Origin of the sequence: Bradyrhizobium sp. 613_E4_N2_2 (genome assembly GCF_052075995.1) — a bacterium.
GTDB lineage: Bacteria > Pseudomonadota > Alphaproteobacteria > Rhizobiales > Xanthobacteraceae > Bradyrhizobium > Bradyrhizobium barranii.
The window spans coordinates 1,973,003-1,992,023 of the sequence record NZ_CP197234.1 but is presented as its reverse complement, the minus strand read 5'-3'; the positions used below and the strand labels follow the sequence as shown (position 1 = coordinate 1,992,023).

Below are 19,021 nucleotides of genomic sequence, written 5' to 3'. Positions count from 1 at the left end.
GCCGCTCAGGCCTTGAGGTCTCGCCTGGGCGAGGCCTCGACATATTCGATGTCATCGCCGAAATCGTCGAGCGCGGCACGAACGGATTTGGCGTCGGCCTCGGCGACGGTGAAGATCGCGGCCAGGTTTTGCCGCTTCTGTCCCGGAAACAGGCTCTCGGCGGCGTAGCCGGCATCGCCTAGGGTCTTGATGATCTTGCGCCGCCGGCGCTGATCGACATGGTCGTGGAATTTGAATTGCACGGACATGCTCAGAAGCTAGCCGTTCGCCGCACCCATTCAAGGTCGCAGAATCTATTTTTGCCTCTTTCGCGCCGGCTTCGCCTTTGCAGTTTTCTTGGCAGTTTTCCTGCCCGATTTCTTGGCCGCTTTCGCGCGGCCGAGTGCAGCGGCAACATCCAGCAGGCCGGCGCCGTATTCCGGCGTAAAATCCTTGCCTCGCATCGCCGGCAATTTGATCGCTGTCGCGATCAGGCGCCTGGCGACCGCAAGCCCGGACGCCCTGGATTTCGGCTTGTTGATGTAGACGAGCGCGGCGGCGCCCGTCACATGCGGTGTTGCCATCGATGTCCCGGGCCAGGAATCGTAGCTGGTATGGTCGGCGAAGCTTGCCTTCACCCGGGGCACCGTCGACAGGATGTTGACGCCCGGCGCCACCAGCTTGATATGCTTCCCCGAATTGGAGAACGAGGCGCGCCGATGGGACTCGTCGACGGCGCCGACTCCGATCGTGTCCGGGTAGCCCGCCGGGTATTCCTTCGGATTGCCGTCCTCGAACTCGTTCCCCATCGCGGTGGAGATGATGACACCGGCCTCGATCAGTTCGGCGAAGGCCGTCGCTTCCGTCTTTGAATGGTCCTCGCCGCCAATGCTGAGGTTGATGACCTTGATGTTGGAATCGAGCGCGGCCGCAAGCGCCTTGCTGTAGAAATCGAAGTTGAAATTCTCGTCGTCGCATGCGCGCTTGGGATCGTCGAACACCTTCCAGCAGTGCAACCGGCAATTGGCCAGGCCTGCGATACCGACCGAGTTATTGACCACGGCCGCGATCGTGCCGCTGACATGGGTGCCATGACCGAGAAAATCACGCGGTCCGTTGCCGTCGTGCCTGTAGTCCTCGATCGCGTCCACGAGATCGGGATGTCCGGCGTCGACGCCGCTATCGAGCACAGCGACATGAACCCGCCCCGCACCTGGCCGCGGTCGATCGAACCATCTGATGGCGCGAAGGCCCCACTGCCGGATCTTCATGGGATCGGCGGCGGCACTGAGCCACCGGTTGGGAACGGGTTCGACCAGATCCACCGCCCTGGAGGCGCGCAGGCGCTTCAGGATGCCTGCATCGACCTTCCCGTCCTTCAACTGCACGATCTGAAATCCGGCCAGAGCCTCCCGCGGCGGCGCCGTTGCGGAGCGTGCTATCGAGCGATGGACCGCGGCCAAAGCCATCGCCTGGGGCTGCGCGGGCGCCTCATCGTCGCCGACCACGAACAGCGGCTTCATCGACTGAAGCCCGAAATTGTCGCGCAGGAAATCGATCGGACCTCTGACGTCATCGGGCATCGCAGCCATCAGCGCGCGTGACGTTGTCGCCTGAAGCGAGGCTGCCGCGATCTGCCGGGCAGCGGCCGGCTTCAACCGAACGATCAATTGTCCCGGGACATGCTTGCGACGGCGTGGCCGATCGCCCGCGACCCGCATTGCCTGCGTTGGGGCCATGACGAATTCCTCGCTTGAAAAGCAACAAAGTACGACACCCGTTATAAGCGAAATTTCTGGTCTACGCCACCTGCGTCATGCCGTGGCTACACCGGGCCGCACCTGCTATTTCGGGGATAGCGGTCGAGCCGGAGAATGCTATCCTGTGCCCCTCAATCAGGGAGACCTTCGTGACCGATCTCTGCGCCGAAGACCTCGCCACCATCTATGCCAAGCCGAGCCCGCGCGTGATCGCAAAGGCGCGTCCCGCGATCGATGCGCATGCGAAGAAATTCATCGAGATGTCGCCGTTCTGCGTGCTCGCTACGTCAGGCGTCGACGGCAGCGTCGATGCATCGCCGCGCGGCGGAGGGGTTGGCTTCGTCCATGTCGCCGGCCCCAACCAGGTGCTGATGCCTGACCGTGCCGGCAACAACCGGATCGACAGTTTTCGCAACGTCGTCGAAGGCTCGGGCTTCGTGCATCTGCTGTTCTTCGTCCCCGGCATCGACGAGACGCTGCGTGTCGGCGGACGCGGCACGCTCTCGGCCGATCCGGACCTGCTCGCATCGATGGTGGAATTCGGCAAGCCGCCGCGCGCGGTCCTGAACGTCGCGGTCAGCGAAGTCTATTTCCACTGCGGCAAGGCGCTGATGCGCTCGAAGCTGTGGTCACCGGAGAAGGTGCAGCGCTCGGTGATGCCCAGCATCGGCCAGGTCATTCACGACCAGACGGGCCTGGGGGAGCCGGAGAGCCAGGAGATCGTGGAAGAGCGCTACAAGACGCAGTTGTAGGTGAGAGCGTTCGCCGCTCGAAAGAACCGTCATGCCCGGGCTAGACCCGCCTGCGCGGCCGAAGTCGCTTCGGCGAGGCGAAGGCCCGGGCATCCACGTCTTCGTCGCGCGGCCAAACGTGGATGGCCGGGACAAGCCCGGCCATGACGAAGGAGAGAGCCGGTGCCGGAGCTTAGTGGCCCTCGCCCTCGAGCCCGCCGACGTGCTTCTGCGTGTAGAGTTCGAGGCCGATGCGGCCGATCAGGTCGAGCTGGGTTTCGAGGAAATCGATATGGTGTTCCTCGTCGCTCATCAGCTTCTCGAACAGGTCACGGGTGACGTAGTCCTTGGCGCCGTTGCAATAGCCGGCGGCCTCCTGGTAGAGCGCCCGCGCGCTCATCTCGGCGGCGAGATCGCACTCGATGATCTCCTTGACGTTCTGGCCGATGCGCAGGGGGTCGAGCACCTGCATGTTCGGGAAGCCGTCGAAGAACAGAATCCGCTCGGTGAGCTTGTCGGCGTGCTCCATCTCCTCGATGGACTCCTTGCGCCAGACCTTGGCCATGTCCCGCAGGCCCCAATTGTCGAGGAAGCGGTAGTGCAGCCAGTATTGGTTGATTGCAGTCAGCTCGTGGCGCAGCGCCTTGTTGAGATAGTCGATGACTTTTGCGTCGCCCTGCATGATGCACTCCAAATCTTGCGTCCAAATCGGCCCTAACCGACTTTAGAACGCTTCTAAATCAGTTTAAGGACGAGAGCAACCGGCCACGGGGACGCAGCCGGGGAAAAGCTCAGCCGAAATTGCGGAAGTTTTCAGCAGGCCGCGAGGGCGAACCGGGGGAGTTCCGCCGTCTCGTCATTGGCGGCCACGGTGTGGCTGTGCGGGCAGCCCGAGCAGCAGGACTTGGCGCAGGGGCCAAGAGTTTCGTCGATGATGGTCTTGATGGTACGGGCGCAGCGGCCGCATTCGGCGCTACAGCCGAGGCATCCATAGACCTGCTTGGCATGACGTACGGCGTCGTCGGACTCGGCGACCGCGGCGCGGATGTCGTCATCGCTCAGCACGTTACAGGAACAAACGATCATGGAAGCGGCAGGCCCTTCGGTGATGCGTCATCATCGATATTTAAGGGGCCGTCCGGATGCAAAGGGAAAAACCGGTATTTGAAGCTATTCCAAACTAGCCCGGAAACAGCCTAGAACGGCTCTAAAATAGGGAGTTGCACTGGATCAAGATCTTGGCGGACCTAGTCACCGCCACCGCCTCCACCACCATCGCCGCCACCTCCGCAATCCCCGCCACTGCTACCGCTATCGCTGCTGGAACAGCTGTCGCTCGAGCTCCCCGAGCTGTCGCTGGAAAACCAGCTCCCCAGCGAGAAGCCGTCGCTGGCCGCTGAATAGCCGTCGCCGCTACTCCCTCCGTCACTACCAGCACCCGCGCGCGAGCGCCGGCCGCGGTTCTGGAGATGGGCGAACCAGCCATAGCCAATCGCGAAAATGACCCCGGCAGCGATCAAAGTATTCATCATCGCGTTGCCCATCGTCGTCTCCCTCGCGGACCTGCGATCCATTAATTGGTCGTCCTCGGCGAAGGTGCCGTTCATTGATCATTCAAACGAAGTATGGAACTTTACCCCCAAAGAGTTCCCGCCTGTTTGTGCGAAAGGTCACGCCAATGAAGAAGTTCTTACTGACGGTCGCCGCCGTCGCCACCCTGGCCCTCACGGCCGGGACACCGGCCCACGCTCAGCGTGGTGTCGCCGCCGGCGTGGCCGCCGGGATCATCGGTGGCGCCATTGTCGGCGGCGCGCTGGCTTCTCCGTATTATTACGGACCCGGTCCGGGCTACTCCTATGGCCCCGGCTACTACCCGCCCCGCTACTACGCGCCGGGTCCCGGCTATGTCGCGGACGACTACTACGGTGACGGCTGCGTCTGGCAGAGGCAGCGCTTCTGGGATGGCTACGCCTGGCGCACCCGCCGCGTCAGAGTCTGTGGCTGAGGCGCGCTGAACCGGTTCACTACGGACGCGCCGTTCATCTCCGGGCCTGAAAAAGACCGCTTTTTCTCGTCACAGCTCCGTGCGCGTTTACCGTGGATTGACCAATTGCGCGCTTCCTAGCTGCACGGTCGATTTCATCAGAGTGTGCGTGAACCTTTGAAACCCGGGCGCTCCTAACAAGGGACGTCCATCTCCCAGGAGAGCCAAGAGCATGAAGAAGACTTTTGTTGCCGCCCTCACGGTTGCGACGATCGCCGGTTCGCTGGTGACCGCCACTCCGTCCGCGAAGGCCCATGACGGCGTCGGCGCCGGCATCGCAGCCGGCCTGATCGGTGGCGCCATCGTCGGCGGCGCCATCGCGTCGAGCCGTCCCGCCTATGGCGGACCGGTCTACATTGCCGAGCCCCCGCCGCCCGCGCCCTGCTACTGGCAGCGCCAGCGCTATTGGGACGGTTACGGCTGGGTCGTCCGCCCGGTTCGCGTTTGCTACTGATCTGATCGCAAGATCCGATCGCATGGCGCATCCGCGCCGCGATCGAAGCCCGGCCGAGCACCTCGGCCGGGCTTTTTCTTTGGCGAAGAGTTAAGGCCGCTACCGCGCCGCCTGGATCGAGCGCAGCACCTCTTCGCTCGGCCAGCAATCGACCTTGAGGCCTGCCGACTTCTGGTAGGCGCCGAGCGCCGCGCGCGTCTGCATCCCGGCCTTGCCGTCGATCTTGTCCTTGTAGAGCCCAACGCGCGTGAGCCCGCGCTGCATGGTCTCGACGTCCTTGGTGCGCAACTGCTTGGAGGCCACCCATTGTGTCGCGAACGGCAGCGGGCTCGTCATGCGGTCGCCGAGATGGCCGACGAACAGCACGTAGAGGTCGGAGAAATTGTACTCCTTGATGACGAAGTAGTTCTTCGTCGTCAGGAACGATGGGCCGTAAATGCCTTCCGGCTGCAGCAGCGAGGCCGGCTGCGCCTGCTCGGCAGCGCTCAGCTTCTCGCCACGCACCGGCACAAAACCTTCGCGCAGCCACTGGCCGATCGGCTTCGTCACCTCGGGCACGCCGCTGGTGCAATCGACCTTGGCCGGCGCCTGCACCTCGTAAGCCCAGCGCACGCCGCTCTGCCAGCCCTTGTTGACGAGCTGCTGCGCGGCCGAGGCCAGCGCATCCGGCACCGAATGCCAGATGTCGATGCGGCCGTCGCCGTCGAAGTCGACACCGTGCTTGTAATATTCGGACGGCAGGAATTGCGTGAGCCCGGTGGCACCCGCCCAGGACGAGCGCATGTCCTTGCGCGTCACCACGCCCTCGCCGAGGATCTTCAGCGACAGGATGAACTCGTTCCGATAGGTGTCCTTGCGTCGCCCGACATAGGCCTGCGTCGCCAGCACGCGCACGAGATCGTAAGGCAGCGTGTAGCGGCCGTAATCGGTCTCGCGGCCCCAGATCGCGAGCATGATGGTGGCCGGCACGCCGGATTTCTTCTCGATCTCGCTCAGCGCCGGACGATATTTTTGCAGCAGCCGCTGCCCCTCGCCCGCAAGCCGCGCGATCGAGGCTTCCTTGACGTAGTCGGCCGGCACCTGCACGAACTCGGCCTGCGACGGTGCGCCGGTCGCGGGCCGTCCGGGCAGGATCAAATCGGGCAGCTTGTAATCAGGCTCGAGCCCGCGCGTCTGCTCATCGAATGTCGCGCGCGACACGCCGGCGGCCTGCGCCTCCGGCCAGAGCGAGGCGATGAACTGCGTGAAGGCGGCATCGGCGGCGCGGGCGGGCGACAGGCCGCAGATGATAGCGATCACCGCAGCTATGAGCGCCCGCCGCATCATGCCGAAATCACCGCGTCAGCTTCTTGTACTTCACGCGGTGCGGAATGATGCTGTCCTGGCCGAGACGGCGCATCTTGTCCTTCTCGTAGTCCTGGAAGTTGCCTTCGAACCATTCGACGTGGCTCTCGCCTTCGAAGGCCAGGATGTGGGTTGCGATGCGGTCGAGGAACCATCGGTCATGGCTGATGATGACGGCGCAGCCGGCGAAATCTTCCAGTGCCTCTTCGAGCGCGCGCAGCGTATCGACGTCGAGATCGTTGGTCGGTTCGTCGAGCAGCAGCACGTTGGCGCCGGACTTCAGCATCTTGGCGAGATGCACGCGGTTGCGCTCACCGCCGGAGAGCGCGCCGACCTTCTTCTGCTGGTCGGCGCCCTTGAAGTTGAACGACGAGCAATAGCCGCGCGAGTTCACTTCCTTCTTGCCGAGCAGGATCAGCTCGTTGCCGCCGGAAATCTCCTCCCACACGTTCTTGTTGCCGTCGAGCGCGTCGCGCGACTGGTCGACATAACCGAGATGCACGGTCTCGCCGACCGTGATGGTGCCCTTGTCCGGCGTTTCCTGCTTGGTGATCATCCTGAACAGCGTGGTCTTGCCCGCGCCGTTGGCGCCGATCACGCCGACGATGCCGCCAGGCGGCAGCTTGAAGGTAAGATCGTCGATCAGCAGGCGATCGCCATAGCCTTTGCTGAGCGTTTCGAAATCGACGACGTTGGCGCCGAGCCGCTCGGCAACTGGGATGATGATCTGCGCGGTCTGGGTCTGCTTCTCGCTCGCCTGCTTGAGCAGATCCTCGTAGCGCTGGTAGCGCGCCTTGGATTTGGCCTGACGCGCCTTCGGCGAGGACGCGACCCATTCCTGCTCGCGGGCGATCGTCTTCTGATGCGCAGCGTCTTCACGGCCTTCCTGCTCGAGCCGCTTCTGCTTCTGCACCAGCCAGGACGAGTAGTTGCCCTCGTAGGGAATTCCCTTGCCGCGGTCGAGCTCGAGAATCCAGCTCGTGACGTTGTCGAGGAAGTAGCGGTCGTGGGTGACGATCAGGATCGCGCCGGGATAGTTGCGCAGATGACCTTCCAGCCACGACACGGACTCGGCGTCGAGATGGTTGGTCGGTTCGTCGAGCAGCAACAATTCCGGCTGATCGAGCAGCAGTTTGCACAGCGCGACGCGGCGGCGCTCACCGCCGGAGAGTTTCGTCACATCGGCATCGTCGGGCGGACAGCGCAGCGCGTCCATCGCCTGGTCGACCTTGCTGTCGAGATCCCAGAGGCCCTGGGCCTCGATCTCGTCCTGCAGCTTGGTCATCTCGTCGGCGGTTTCTTCCGAATAGTTCATCGCCAGCTCGTTGTAGCGATCGAGAATGGCCTTCTGCTTGGCGACACCCAGCATGACGTTCTCGCGCACGGAGAGCGCCGGATCGAGATGCGGTTCCTGCTCGAGATAGCCGACGCGGGCGCCCTGGGCGACCCAGGCCTCGCCGTTATACTCCTTGTCGAGGCCAGCCATGATCTTGAGCAGCGTCGACTTGCCCGAGCCGTTGACGCCGAGCACGCCGATCTTGGCGTCCGGGTAGAACGACAGATGAATGTTATCGAGCACCTTCCGGGTCGGGTAGCTCTTGGTCAGGCCCTGCATGAAATAGATGAACTGGCGCGCCATCGGTCCCGTGAAACCTTCGATTTGAGGAAATTTGCTTGCCGCCGATGTAACGATCCCGCCCCCAAAGGGCAATGTTTTCCCTCCGTTCACCACGGTTGAATACGGGATGGACACCATCCGGCCGCCGATCCGGACAATTGAAACCATTTTTTAATAAAGTGGGCCAAAGCTCGTCATGGCGCCGAAAAAGACGCCACCCGCGGCAGAAGCGACGGGGAGAACAGCGAGGCCACATCATGGCTCTGATCGAGACCAATTCCATCGCCGTTCCGGCACGAGCCGGTAGCGCTTCCGGACTCGTCACGGAGATCAAGGGCTTCTGGAAGCGTTTCTTCGCTACCGCTTTCAACCCTTACCGCCCCGAGCTGCACTACATGCGTGGTCCCGGTCCCGCCTGGCGCGCCAAGCACGGCATTGATACGCCGTTCCGCCTCAAGCAACGCGACCTCTGAACCCTTCCCCCCTATCGGATCTCCTATCGGATTTTTGAACACGTCAGCTGCTTGCGCGCAGGCGTGATTGCGCGCAACCATGGCCAGGTTCCGACGATGGCGCTCCCCGCCTGGCGCCGTCACCTCTCGCCATGGATGAAAGCTGATGACGCGGCTGCGCTGTGCAATTCTCGACGACTATTTCAACCTCGCCCTCGACGTCGCCGACTGGCAAAAACTGTCCGATCGCGTCGACGTCACCGTGTTCAGCCATCCCTTTGCCTCGGAGCAGGCCGCGGCGAGCGCGCTGGCCGATTTCGAGATCATCTGCGCGATGCGCGAGCGCACGGCGTTCCCCAAGAGCCTGTTCGCGTCGCTGCCGAAGCTGAAGCTGCTTTTGACCTCCGGCATGCGCAACGCCTCGATCGACATGGAGGCTGCGAAGGCGCAAGGCGTTGCCATCGGCGGCACGCAATACTCCCGCGATCCGACCGCGCCGCTGACCATGGGCCTGATCCTCGAACTGACCCGCGGCATCGGCCGCGAGAACGCGCGCATGCATGCCGGCGAGCCCTGGCAGAGCTTTGCCGGTGTCGAGATCGAGGGACTGACGCTCGGCGTCGTCGGGCTCGGCAAGCTCGGCAGCAAGATGGCGGGCATCGCGAAAGCATTCGGCATGAACGTGATCGCCTGGAGCCCGAACCTCACGCCGGAGAAATGCGCGGCGGCCGGCGTCGGCTACGCCACCAAGGAGGAGCTGTTCGCCAAGGCCGATATCATCACCATCCATGTGGTGCTGAGCGATCGTTCGCGCGGACTGGTCGGGGCTGCCGATCTCGCGCGGATGAAGCCGACGGCCTTCCTCGTCAACACCGCGCGCGGTCCGATCGTGGACGAGCAGGCGCTGCTCGAGGCCTTGCAGCAGCGGAAGATCGCGGGCGCCGGCATCGACGTATTCTCGGTCGAGCCGCTGCCGGTCGACCATCCCTTCCGCAAGCTCGACAATCTCGTGCTGACGCCGCATCTCGGCTACGCCACCGAGGACGGCTTGCGCATCCATTACGGGCAGATGGTCGAGGCGATCGACGCCTTCACCGGGGGTCGCGAGCTGCCGCGCAAGCTGGCCTGAAACGAAAAGGGCGTGCCGACGGCACGCCCTTCACTGATCTGAATTGTCTCGTAGCGCTTAGCGCACGGTGACCGGCGCGGGCAGCGGCGGCACCACCGTCGGCTGGGTGCCTGGGACGGGGCCAGCCTGGGCAGCCATCGGAGCCGGACCGGCAGCGCCCGACGTCGGCGCAGCGGAGGCGGTCGCCGTTCCTGGCGGCGGGCCACCCGGCATCACCACCACGCGGGTGCCGACTTTGACGCGGTCGAACAGGTCGGAGACGTCCTCGTTCAGCATGCCGATGCAGCCCGACGACACGAACTTGCCGATGGTCGAAGGCTGGTTGGTGCCGTGGATGCGGTAGACGGTCGAGCCGAGATACATCGCGCGTGCGCCGAGCGGATTGCCGGGGCCGCCGGCCATGAAGCGCGGCAGATAGGGCTGACGCTCGATCATCTCGGTTGGCGGATGCCAATCCGGCCACTCGGCCTTGCGGGTGATCTTCTGCACGCCGGTCCAGGTGAAGCCGTCGCGGCCGACGCGGACGCCGTAGCGGATCGCACGGCCGCCTCCGAGCACGTAATAGAGGTAGGTGTTCGGGGTATCGACGATGAGCGTTCCAGCCGGCTCCTTGGTCGCCAGCGAGACTTCCTGGCGGCGCAGGTTCGGCGACAACTGCGCGGGAGCAGCGTCGGGCTGCTCCTCGGGCGGCAGCGAAGCGATCGCCATCGGCCGGCCATCGTTGCCCACGGGCGGCTGGCCGGACTGAACCGTTCCGGTCGCGGCGGGACCACCGACGGCCTCCGGCGGACGCAGGCCGTCCCTGCCGGGTGCCTGACCCGGGCGATCGGCATAGATCACCGCGGGCGGGCCGGCGGGGCGGCCATAGCGGGGATCGTCGGGCGACATCACGGGGCCCTGCGGCGGCGCCGCCGAATAGACCGGCGGAGCGCCAGCCGGACGGCCATAGCGCGGATCATCGGGCGACATCACCGGCCCCTGCGGCGGGGCGGCGGAATAGACCGGCGGAGGGCCAGCCGGGCGGCCGTATCGCGGATCGTCGGCCGGACCAGGCGGCGGCAGCGACGCCTGCGGCATCGCGTCGTCTTCATCGTCCAGCGAGTCGAAATTCGGCGTGCGGTCGCCGGGGCGATATTCGGCCGGAGCGCCATAGCTCGGCGCCTGCTGGACCGGATAGCTCTGAGCCTGTGCGAGCGAGGTTCCCGCCGCAGCGACTGTTGCGGCAGCGCATATCGTCAGAAAATGTTTGATCATCATCGCTCTTGTATAGTCCCCGAGCCCATCCGGACCGTTAACGGCCAGATGACCGAAGATAGCGGCACATTCAAGACATTACAGGCTGATTTGTGCCTGAGTTAGCGATTTGTGATGCAGGCACACACAGTTGCCTCGTTGCATCAGGGGGCGGAAATCGCATCGGGCCGCAGATTGCCGGAGTCTCCGGCCCCGAATTTAAGGGAACGGCGCGGAGGCGTTGCGATATGTTCGAATCAGCCTGATTCGCCTCCGCTCTGAGCTTCTGTCCCTGGCGAACGGCAATCAGTACCGTCACCGCGTTCAGATGGCTCTTGGGTCCCGGCCGCCACCCGCCGGGGCGGAAATTCGTAACCCGTCCGATGCTTCCCGGCTTTCGCTTCCTGTTTGCCGCGATCCTGCTGTCAACCTCCATCCTGGTGTTCGGCCTAGGTGTCGCCGCGCTGCTGCGGGCCACCCACGAGCAGTATGTCAGCAACCCCTCCTGGCGGAACGGCCCACAGGAGAAGGTGTTTGCGCAGGTTTCCGAGCCGGCCCAGCCGGTGCTCGCGGCGCTCCGCGCCGAGCCTGAGGCGGCCGCCGAGCCCACGCCATCGCTGCGCGACCGGGTGCCGACCATCGGCTTGCCGGCGAACGAGCCCGAACAGGTGGCCGCCCTGACGACCGAGCCCGACGTGCCGCCGCAGGTCCCTGAGGCCGCGCCTCCGGTCGCCGAGCCGGTGCAGGCCGAGGCCACGACGGAAGCCATCGCGCCGGCTCCTGCCGACACACTCACCCGGGCCGACACCACGGCATCGATCCCCGAGGCCACGCCTGCCGTGACCGCCAGCGAACCGGCGCCGGCTGATCCCGGTGAGGGCCTTGCCTCCCCGGCGCCCGACATTGCCCCGGCCAAGGTGGCCGCGCTGAACGATCCGGCGGCGCCGGCCTTGAAGGATGCGCCGGCGAAGGCCAAGGGAGACGCGAAGACGGACAGCAGCGCCCCGGACAGCAAGGCGGCCAAGCGCCAGGCGAAGGCGAAGAAGCGGCACCGCATGGTGCAGCGTCCTCCGCCCCAGCAGTTGCGGCAGAGCTATGATCTGTTCGGCCAGCAGCAGATGCTGGCGACAACGGCCACGCGCACGCGCCAGTAAGGCTACGCCGGCCCGGTCGCGACCGGCGGGCCGCCGGCCTGGCCCCATTCCGACCACGAGCCGTCATAGAGCGCGGTGTCGGTGATGCCGAGGCGATAGAGTGCGAGCGTCAACACGCCGGCGGACACGCCCGATCCGCAGCTCGTCACGATCGGCGCATCGAGCTTGACGCCGGCGTTCGCGAAGGCAGCGCGGAGATCGTCGAGCGGCTTCATGGTGCCGGTCGCGGCATCGAACAGCTGATTGTAGGGCACGTTGCGCGCGCCCGGGATGTGGCCGGAGCGGATGCCCGCGCGCGGCTCGGGCGCGCGGCCCTCGAAGCGGTCGGCGGCGCGTGCGTCGATCACCTGCTCCTTGCTGCTTTCGACGTTGGCGATCAGCTGCTGCATGCTGCGTACGCGTTTTGAATCGTAGCTCGCCCTAAACGTCGCGGGCTTCGGCCTCACCTCGCCGCTCTCGACCGGACGCCCCTCGGCGCGCCACTTCTTCAGCCCGCCATTGAGGATGCGCACATTGCTGTGGCCGAAGGCCAGGAACATCCACCAGGCGCGGGGAGCAGCGACCCAGCCGCCGGCATCGTAGAGCACGACGGTGTCGGCATTGGAGATGCCGAGATTGCCCGCGTCACGGCCGAACTGCTCGGCGCTCGGATACATGTGCGGCAGCGGGTTTGAATGATCCGACACCGCGTCGACGTCGAAGAACACGGCGCCCGGCAGATGCGCGGCGAGATAGTCGTCCTTCGGCAGCGGCAGCACGCCCGGCAGCTTGAAGCTGGCGTCGAGGATCTTGACGTTGGCGTCGTCAATGTGGGCGGCGAGCCATTCGGTGGAGACGAGGGGGTCGGTGGCGGTCATGCGAGGTCTTTCTTGTCATTCCGAAGTTGAAGCAATGCGCATCAAACTCCGCTGTCATCGCCCGGCTTGACCGGGCGATCCAGTATTCCAGAGGCGGTTGTGATTGAGTCGAGAAGCTGCGGCGTACTGGATTCCCCGCTTTCGCGGGGAATGACAGCGGAGATTGGCGCGACAGCGCAGCACTTCTCACCCCTTCTTCTTCGGCTCCCACTGCTCCACCGGACCGCCGGCATCGCGCCAGGCGGCATAGCCGCCGGCGATGTGGGCGACGGGCTTCAGGCCCATGTCCTTGGCGGTCTTCGCCGCGAGCGCGGAGCGCATGCCGCCGGCGCAATGGAAGACGAATTTCTTGTCCTGCTGGAAGATCGGCTTCGCATAGGGGCTCTGCGGATCGATCCAGAATTCGAGCATGCCGCGGGTGCAGGCGAACGCGCCGGGGATGCGACCGTCGCGCTCGATCTCACGGGGGTCGCGGATGTCGACGATGACGACGTCACCGTTCTTGGAGATCTCGATGGCCTCCTTGGCGTTGAGCGTCTCGATCTCGGCATTGGCCTCGTCGATCAGCGCCTTGATGCCGCGGGTGATGGTCTGGGGCATGTGGTTCTCCCTCTTGTCGGCCTCTGCGCGGCCGTCCGGACTGACGGCGCGTGCAGCTAGTGCGTCAATTCCTTCATCGCACCCTCAAGACCCTCGATCGTGATCGGGTACATGCGGTTGGCAAAGATGCGTTTGATGATGGTGGTCGATTCCGAATAGTCCCAGTGCTTCTGCTGCACCGGATTGAGCCACACCGTATGCGGATAGGTGCGGATGATGCGGTCGAGCCAGACCGAGCCCGGCTCCTCGTTGACATGCTCGACCGAGCCGCCCGGCACCATGATCTCGTAAGGCGACATCGATGCGTCGCCGACGAACACGACCTTGTAGTCGTGCGGGTATTTGTGCAGCACGTCCCAGGTCGGCGTGCGGTCGGTGAAGCGGCGCTTGTTCTGCTTCCACACGCCCTCATAGAGGCAATTGTGGAAGTAGAAATACTCCATGTGCTTGAACTCGCTCTTCGCCGCCGAGAACAGCTCCTCGACCTGCTCGATATGCGAATCCATCGAGCCGCCGATGTCGAAGAACACCAGCAGCTTCACCGCATTGCGCCGCTCGGGCCGCATGTGGACGTCGAGATAGCCGTGATTGGCAGTCTCGCGGATGGTGGTGTCGAGATCGAGTTCGTCAGGCGCGCCGGTGCGCGCGAACTTGCGCAGGCGCCGCAGCGCCACCTTGATGTTGCGGATGCCGAGCTCGACATTGCCGTCGAGATCCTTGAACTCGCGCTTGTCCCACACCTTCACGGCACGGTTGTTGCGGTTCTTCTCCTGGCCGATGCGGACGCCTTCGGGATTGTAGCCGTGGGCGCCGAACGGCGAGGTGCCGGCAGTGCCAATCCACTTCGAGCCGCCCTGGTGCCGGCCCTTCTGCTCCTCGAGGCGCTTCTTCAGCGTCTCCATGAGCTTGTCCCAGCCCATGGCCTCGATCTGCTTTTTCTCCTCCTCGCTGAGGTATTTCTCGGCGAGCTTCTTCAGCCACTCCTCGGGGATCTCCGCCTTCTCCATGGCGTCGAGCAGGCTTTCCAGCCCCTTGAACACCGTGCCGAAGACGCGGTCGAACTTGTCGAGGTTACGCTCGTCCTTCACCAGCGAGGTGCGCGACAGATAGTAGAAATTCTCGACCGAGTAGTCCGACAGATCAGCGTCGAGCGCCTCCATCAGCGTGAGGTATTCGCGCAGCGTCACGGGGACCTGCGCATCGCGCAGAGAAGTGAAGAATTGCAGGAACATGGGTGACAGATTGCCCGTCGGGGGGCGAACGTCAAGGGGCGCAGCCCGGCGCGGGACGCTGGACCGGTCGGCTTTTTGCTCTAGAATTGACCGTCTCACGGGGTTGTTTTGGGGACGTTTGCAATGGGAATTCTCGCGGCGCTCATCATTGGCGCGATCGCCGGCTGGCTTGCCGGCAAGATTGTCCATGGGGCGGGATTTGGGCTGATCGGCAACATGGTGGTCGGCATCATCGGCGCGCTGGTGGCGAGCTGGGTGCTGCCGCAACTGCATATTGCGCTGGCCACCGGCACGATCGGCGCGATCGTGGACGCCACCATCGGCGCGGTGATTGTGCTCGTCATCCTTTCGCTGATAAAACGGGTCTGAAAGCCTGACCGAACCAGGAACGGCCGCCATGAGCGGCCGTTCCGTTTGTTGGACCAGGGCGATGCCCGGCCGACGACCAACAAGGACGCGCGATGAAATTTACCGGCACCAAGGACTATGTTGCGACCGACGATCTCAAGGTCGCCGTCAATGCCTCAATCGTGCTGGAGCGGCCGCTGCTCATCAAGGGCGAGCCCGGCACCGGCAAGACCGTGCTGGCGGAGGAAGTGGCGAAGGCGCTGAACGCGCCGCTTTTGACCTGGCACATCAAGTCCACCACCAAGGCGCAGCAGGGCCTCTATGAATACGATGCGGTGTCGCGCCTGCGCGACAGCCAGCTCGGCGATGCCCGTGTCTCCGACATCAAGAACTACATCAAGCGCGGCAAGCTGTGGGACGCCTTCACCGCCGAGCAGCGCCCGGTGCTCCTGATCGACGAGATCGACAAGGCCGACATCGAATTCCCGAACGACCTGCTGCTCGAGCTCGACCGCATGGAATTCCATGTCTACGAGACCGGCGAGACGATCAAGGCGAAGCAGCGCCCGATCATGATGATCACCTCCAACAACGAGAAGGAGCTGCCGGACGCCTTCCTGCGCCGCTGCTTCTTCCACTACATCAAGTTTCCCGACGCCGACACGATGGGCCGCATCGTCGACGTCCATTTCCCCGGCATCAAGAAGCGCCTGGTCGAGGAAGCGCTGCGCATCTTCTTCGAGGTGCGCGAGGTGCCAGGTCTGAAGAAGAAGCCCTCAACCTCCGAGCTGCTCGACTGGCTCAAGCTGCTGCTCAACGAGGACATGAGCGTCGAGCAACTGCGCGAACGCGACCCGCGCAAGCTGATCCCGCCGCTGCACGGCGCGCTGCTCAAGAACGAGCAGGACGTGCACCTGTTCGAGCGGCTGGCGTTTTTGAGCCGGAGGGAGGTTTGATCTGCAAGCGCGCAGAGACAACCTGACCGCAATTCCTACCGCTACTCTGGGCCGCGCTTCCCCGCGTCATCTCGGATTCGGATGACCGTCAAGGCGGAGCTGATAAACGAAATAGGTTGGGGTACAGAACCCGATCTTTCGGCTTCTCAAGTTATTCAACGCCGGGGCACTGACGTTGAACCTTACACTCGAGACAAAATCCGGCATCTGCTGGCAAATATAGTCCTCGCGGCAAAACCGCGACGGCGAGCATGTGTTCAGGAGGCCGCGGCCGACGCCAGCGGCGAAAATGCCGCTGTCGAAATATCCCTTGGCCATCTGCTCAAAGCCCTTGCCTCCGACGATCGCGCAGATTTCCTCGGGCACGCTGCCCGGCCGGATCACCGCCAGCGACGCCTCCTCGGGCTTGCAGGGACGCGTGACGCGGCCCAGCGGCACGCCGATCTTCGTTGGACGGCAGTTGTAGCCGTAGCCGCTCAATTTTCCTTCCGACAGCTTGTAGACGAGTTCTTCCTTGCTGACGCGGTCGCTGAACGCGCGCAGGTTGAAGCCGAGCGGGTTGTTGGCGGCGGTCTTCGCTGTGGAGTCCTCGATGACGTTTGAGCGGCAGCTCAAACCGGCGGCGACATTCTGTGCCGCGGCCACGCATTGGCCGAGATTGGAGGAAGTCGCAGCGTTCGTCACCAACGCCTGACAAGTGAGGTTACGCGTGGCATTGCAGCTCCATTTCGCGGCCTGCGCCAGATCCGCATTCAAAGGGCACGGCATGTTGTCGCCGGCGACAACATAGGCCGGATTTCCGCTCTCCCAGGCCGCCGGGGGCGCCGAAGGATGCGGGCGAAAACTGTTCGGCGCCTGACCGAGCGAAACCCGCTCGACATAGTCCTTGCGGCGAACAAGTTCCGCGTAGACATGGGGCGAGAACGGCAATTGCAACTCGTTACCGTCAAGGGCGTTTCTGATGGCGTCCGCGTCGCGGCCGAAATCGAACCGGTCCACGCCGAGAAAATGGAATCCGGCGGTCGAGGATGATTGATGGCAGCCCATGCAGGACGACGTGTTCAGGCGTTCGAGCAGACCCGCGCCGGATTGCACGAATTTTGGTGACCTCCCGGGGACACCCGCCGCCGCGACGATCCGTGCCGCCTACTCGCTGCCGATTGCGAGATCGAAGGGACGATTGGCCATGCGCGCGCTGCCGGCAGTGGAAAAACTCAGCGCGATATCGGCCTCCAGGCTCTCCGGTATCCTGAAGGTGCCGTTGTCGATCTCGGCGATGTGGCCTGCGAGATAGTCCTGCAACTGCTTCTGTTTGGCGGGATCCTTCAGGATTGCCTGCACATCGGGCGTATTTTCCAGCCGTGTCGGCTGAAACTTGCCATCCCTCAGCGCGAAGATCCGCATCCAGTAGATCGCCTGTCCGGCGAATTTGCGGTTCTCCATGTTTTCGAGGTCTGATGGGAAGCGCACCACCTGCGCATTGATCTCCATCTGCTTGAAGATTAGTCGCGAAAAATCCAGCGGCCCCTGCAGCAGGCGTTGGGCAACCACTGCCGGATCGTCAGTATCGATCCCGGCGACGCGCCAGAGCGAGGCGACGTTCTGGCAATTCCTGCCGTCATCCGCGTAACTGAACACCATGTTCACGGTGAACGGCATGCGCGACGCGTAAGTCTTGCCGTTCATCCTCACTTCGTAGCCGAGCCGGTAGATGAAACGCAATTCGCCGCAATGCGCGGAATTGAAATCGCGGCGGTCCATCCGATTGACTACGCCCGACAGGAGGAACAATCCGTCGCTGGAACCGAGCCATCTCTCGTTAAACACGCGCGCAACATTGCCATTCAGCCGCAGCGTCTTGCCAGCGTCCGTTTTGGCCGACTTCGGGTCGTAGGTTTTCAGGATCTCCTTTTCCCAATCGATGCCGAGTCCCGCTGTGATACGCGTGATGTCGGCGGACATCACGGCAGCAAACTGCGCGTAGGTCCCACTGAATTGAGACAAATCGCTCGCCCGCGTCGGGCCGTCCGCGACCGCCGGCTGCGGCAGCTTTTGCGCGGCGTGAATTTTCCTGAACAGGGTCACCAGCGAAAGCGCGGATGAATTGTCATGATCGAGCACCGCGAGCAGAGGCCCCTGGCTGATCAGGGTCGTCACCTCTGCGGAAGCCCGGGGAGACTGGGCAAAGCAGGGAGAGATCGTGAGAATCAAGAGGCAGAGTATTGAGATGAAGCGCATCTGCTGTTTCTACTACGTCAAGGCGCATCCCGCAATTTAAGGGTGAATGTCCCGAGGAGCCCGCGCTCGAGGAAAGAGGGAAAGCGCACACTCTCCACATCGTCATTGCGAGCGCAGACGCGCCGCAGCATCCTCGCGGCGCATTTCGCCCGAGCTTTGCTGTCTCCGTTACGCCCTCCAGGAAAGAGGGCGCAGGGAAGGCCGGGTGCCGGCTGGCACCCACGGTCCGCTGTGCGAAAGCACACGCAGAAGAACTGCACAGCGGCATACAGGTGAAGCCAAACACACGGCCTTCCCTGCGCAGTGGTCGGACGGCGTATGCCGTGCTCTCCCGGGAGCCGAGTTCGTTCTGGCCTCCCTCACCCCTGCGAAAGTCGCCGACACCGCGCCGGTTGACGCAAATGCCGCATCCGCAAGAGCTTGACCGTAGCAACGACGGCCAGGACCACACGATTTTGCCGTACGCACACAGCGCCGCTCGTCCGCACGAAGCCTCAGGGCTCACGGAGAGCAATCCGCCCTGCCCTTAGCCTCTCGCGCCCGACGCTGCCGCGTCCACCGCAACCCGGCCCGCGTTTCGAACGACTCGCGAACCGCCCCTCTTCCTCGGACCGGGCTGTTTCGATCTATGCCGCAATTCCGAATTTCGGTAAAGTGGAATATTTTTGTGGGAAGGGATTGACGGGTGACGGGGTGTTTTGCCCGACGGGCTAAACCACCGCGACATGCAACGCTCTCGGTGTCCCGGACGCGCTGCAGCGTGCAACGCTGCTGCGCAGAGCCGGGACCCACGCGTACGATCGCGCTCTCGGTCACATGGGCCCCGGCTCTGCAGTGCACCGCATCGGACGATGCTTCGCATCGCCGGGAGCGCTGCGCAGCGTCCGGGGCA

At 63.9% G+C, this 19,021-nt stretch carries 21 protein-coding genes; 8 read left to right on the top strand and 13 right to left on the bottom strand.

Going from position 1 to position 19,021, the window contains the following annotated elements:
* Nucleotides 1–5: 5 nt before the first annotated feature.
* Nucleotides 6–248 (bottom strand): hypothetical protein, encoded by a 243-nt coding sequence (locus AB7290_RS09395; protein ID WP_085405162.1) that lies wholly within the window; start codon nt 246–248, stop codon nt 6–8.
* A gap of 45 nt (nt 249–293) precedes the next feature.
* The gene (locus AB7290_RS09390) at nt 294–1,718 is read right to left on the bottom strand and encodes a S8 family peptidase (protein ID WP_085405163.1); all 1,425 of its coding nucleotides are present in this window, start codon (nt 1,716–1,718) and stop codon (nt 294–296) included.
* A 170-nt stretch (nt 1,719–1,888) separates the two neighbouring features.
* Between AB7290_RS09390 and AB7290_RS09385 the strand changes: the two genes are divergently transcribed.
* Nucleotides 1,889–2,491 carry a pyridoxamine 5'-phosphate oxidase family protein gene (locus AB7290_RS09385; protein WP_028156299.1) on the top strand — a complete coding sequence of 201 codons (603 nt, stop codon included), beginning with the start codon at nt 1,889–1,891 and terminating at the stop codon, nt 2,489–2,491.
* Between the two features lie 172 nt (nt 2,492–2,663).
* Here the strand turns inward: AB7290_RS09385 and bfr are convergent, their stop codons facing one another.
* The 3 genes from bfr to AB7290_RS09370 form a co-directional block, all read right to left on the bottom strand.
* Nucleotides 2,664–3,152, bottom strand: coding sequence for a bacterioferritin (gene bfr / locus AB7290_RS09380; RefSeq protein ID WP_014492874.1), 489 nt, complete (start codon nt 3,150–3,152; stop codon nt 2,664–2,666).
* A 131-nt stretch (nt 3,153–3,283) separates the two neighbouring features.
* Entirely contained in the window at nt 3,284–3,556 is a 273-nt protein-coding gene (locus AB7290_RS09375) for a (2Fe-2S)-binding protein (RefSeq protein WP_063981474.1), read from the bottom strand.
* A 161-nt stretch (nt 3,557–3,717) separates the two neighbouring features.
* Nucleotides 3,718–4,014, bottom strand: a complete 297-nt coding sequence (locus AB7290_RS09370; RefSeq protein WP_085405318.1) for a hypothetical protein — start codon at nt 4,012–4,014, stop codon at nt 3,718–3,720.
* 134 nt (nt 4,015–4,148) lie between these two features.
* Between AB7290_RS09370 and AB7290_RS09365 the strand changes: the two genes are divergently transcribed.
* Together AB7290_RS09365 and AB7290_RS09360 are read left to right on the top strand one after the other, a co-directional pair.
* Nucleotides 4,149–4,475 carry a hypothetical protein gene (locus AB7290_RS09365; RefSeq protein WP_063981473.1) on the top strand — a complete coding sequence of 109 codons (327 nt, stop codon included), beginning with the start codon at nt 4,149–4,151 and terminating at the stop codon, nt 4,473–4,475.
* Nucleotides 4,476–4,686: 211 nt separating this feature from the next.
* Nucleotides 4,687–4,968 (top strand): hypothetical protein, encoded by a 282-nt coding sequence (locus AB7290_RS09360; RefSeq protein ID WP_071910256.1) that lies wholly within the window; start codon nt 4,687–4,689, stop codon nt 4,966–4,968.
* A 99-nt stretch (nt 4,969–5,067) separates the two neighbouring features.
* Here the strand turns inward: AB7290_RS09360 and AB7290_RS09355 are convergent, their stop codons facing one another.
* Together AB7290_RS09355 and ettA are read right to left on the bottom strand one after the other, a co-directional pair.
* Nucleotides 5,068–6,294, bottom strand: a complete 1,227-nt coding sequence (locus AB7290_RS09355; protein WP_085405164.1) for a lytic murein transglycosylase — start codon at nt 6,292–6,294, stop codon at nt 5,068–5,070.
* A 7-nt stretch (nt 6,295–6,301) separates the two neighbouring features.
* A complete protein-coding gene (ettA, locus tag AB7290_RS09350) occupies nt 6,302–7,951 on the bottom strand; it encodes an energy-dependent translational throttle protein EttA (protein WP_085405165.1) in 1,650 nt (549 codons plus the stop codon).
* Between the two features lie 236 nt (nt 7,952–8,187).
* Here ettA and AB7290_RS09345 point away from each other — a divergent pair, with 236 nt between their 5' ends.
* Both AB7290_RS09345 and AB7290_RS09340 read left to right on the top strand, forming a co-directional pair.
* Nucleotides 8,188–8,403, top strand: coding sequence for a hypothetical protein (locus tag AB7290_RS09345; RefSeq protein WP_085405166.1), 216 nt, complete (start codon nt 8,188–8,190; stop codon nt 8,401–8,403).
* Nucleotides 8,404–8,548: 145 nt separating this feature from the next.
* A complete protein-coding gene (locus AB7290_RS09340) occupies nt 8,549–9,511 on the top strand; it encodes a D-2-hydroxyacid dehydrogenase family protein (RefSeq protein ID WP_085405167.1) in 963 nt (320 codons plus the stop codon).
* Nucleotides 9,512–9,568: 57 nt separating this feature from the next.
* On the opposite strand, the gene AB7290_RS09335 is transcribed toward AB7290_RS09340, so the two are convergent.
* Nucleotides 9,569–10,765 (bottom strand): L,D-transpeptidase family protein, encoded by a 1,197-nt coding sequence (locus AB7290_RS09335; RefSeq protein WP_071917197.1) that lies wholly within the window; start codon nt 10,763–10,765, stop codon nt 9,569–9,571.
* A gap of 362 nt (nt 10,766–11,127) precedes the next feature.
* Between AB7290_RS09335 and AB7290_RS09330 the strand changes: the two genes are divergently transcribed.
* Entirely contained in the window at nt 11,128–11,898 is a 771-nt protein-coding gene (locus AB7290_RS09330) for a hypothetical protein (protein WP_085405168.1), read from the top strand.
* Between the two features lie 2 nt (nt 11,899–11,900).
* Here the strand turns inward: AB7290_RS09330 and sseA are convergent, their stop codons facing one another.
* The 3 genes from sseA to AB7290_RS09315 form a co-directional block, all read right to left on the bottom strand.
* A complete protein-coding gene (gene sseA, locus AB7290_RS09325) occupies nt 11,901–12,755 on the bottom strand; it encodes a 3-mercaptopyruvate sulfurtransferase (protein WP_085405169.1) in 855 nt (284 codons plus the stop codon).
* Nucleotides 12,756–12,941: 186 nt separating this feature from the next.
* Nucleotides 12,942–13,355 carry a rhodanese-like domain-containing protein gene (locus AB7290_RS09320; RefSeq protein WP_085405170.1) on the bottom strand — a complete coding sequence of 138 codons (414 nt, stop codon included), beginning with the start codon at nt 13,353–13,355 and terminating at the stop codon, nt 12,942–12,944.
* 56 nt (nt 13,356–13,411) lie between these two features.
* The gene (locus tag AB7290_RS09315) at nt 13,412–14,587 is read right to left on the bottom strand and encodes a vWA domain-containing protein (protein WP_028156289.1); all 1,176 of its coding nucleotides are present in this window, start codon (nt 14,585–14,587) and stop codon (nt 13,412–13,414) included.
* Nucleotides 14,588–14,710: 123 nt separating this feature from the next.
* Between AB7290_RS09315 and AB7290_RS09310 the strand changes: the two genes are divergently transcribed.
* Entirely contained in the window at nt 14,711–14,956 is a 246-nt protein-coding gene (locus AB7290_RS09310) for a GlsB/YeaQ/YmgE family stress response membrane protein (RefSeq protein WP_028152331.1), read from the top strand.
* Between the two features lie 92 nt (nt 14,957–15,048).
* Nucleotides 15,049–15,891 (top strand): AAA family ATPase, encoded by an 843-nt coding sequence (locus AB7290_RS09305; RefSeq protein WP_085405171.1) that lies wholly within the window; start codon nt 15,049–15,051, stop codon nt 15,889–15,891.
* Between the two features lie 66 nt (nt 15,892–15,957).
* Here the strand turns inward: AB7290_RS09305 and AB7290_RS09300 are convergent, their stop codons facing one another.
* Both AB7290_RS09300 and AB7290_RS09295 read right to left on the bottom strand, forming a co-directional pair.
* Nucleotides 15,958–16,986 carry a hypothetical protein gene (locus AB7290_RS09300; RefSeq protein ID WP_441253375.1) on the bottom strand — a complete coding sequence of 343 codons (1,029 nt, stop codon included), beginning with the start codon at nt 16,984–16,986 and terminating at the stop codon, nt 15,958–15,960.
* A gap of 51 nt (nt 16,987–17,037) precedes the next feature.
* Entirely contained in the window at nt 17,038–18,048 is a 1,011-nt protein-coding gene (locus AB7290_RS09295; protein WP_085405173.1) for a hypothetical protein, read from the bottom strand.
* Nucleotides 18,049–19,021 lie beyond the last annotated feature (973 nt).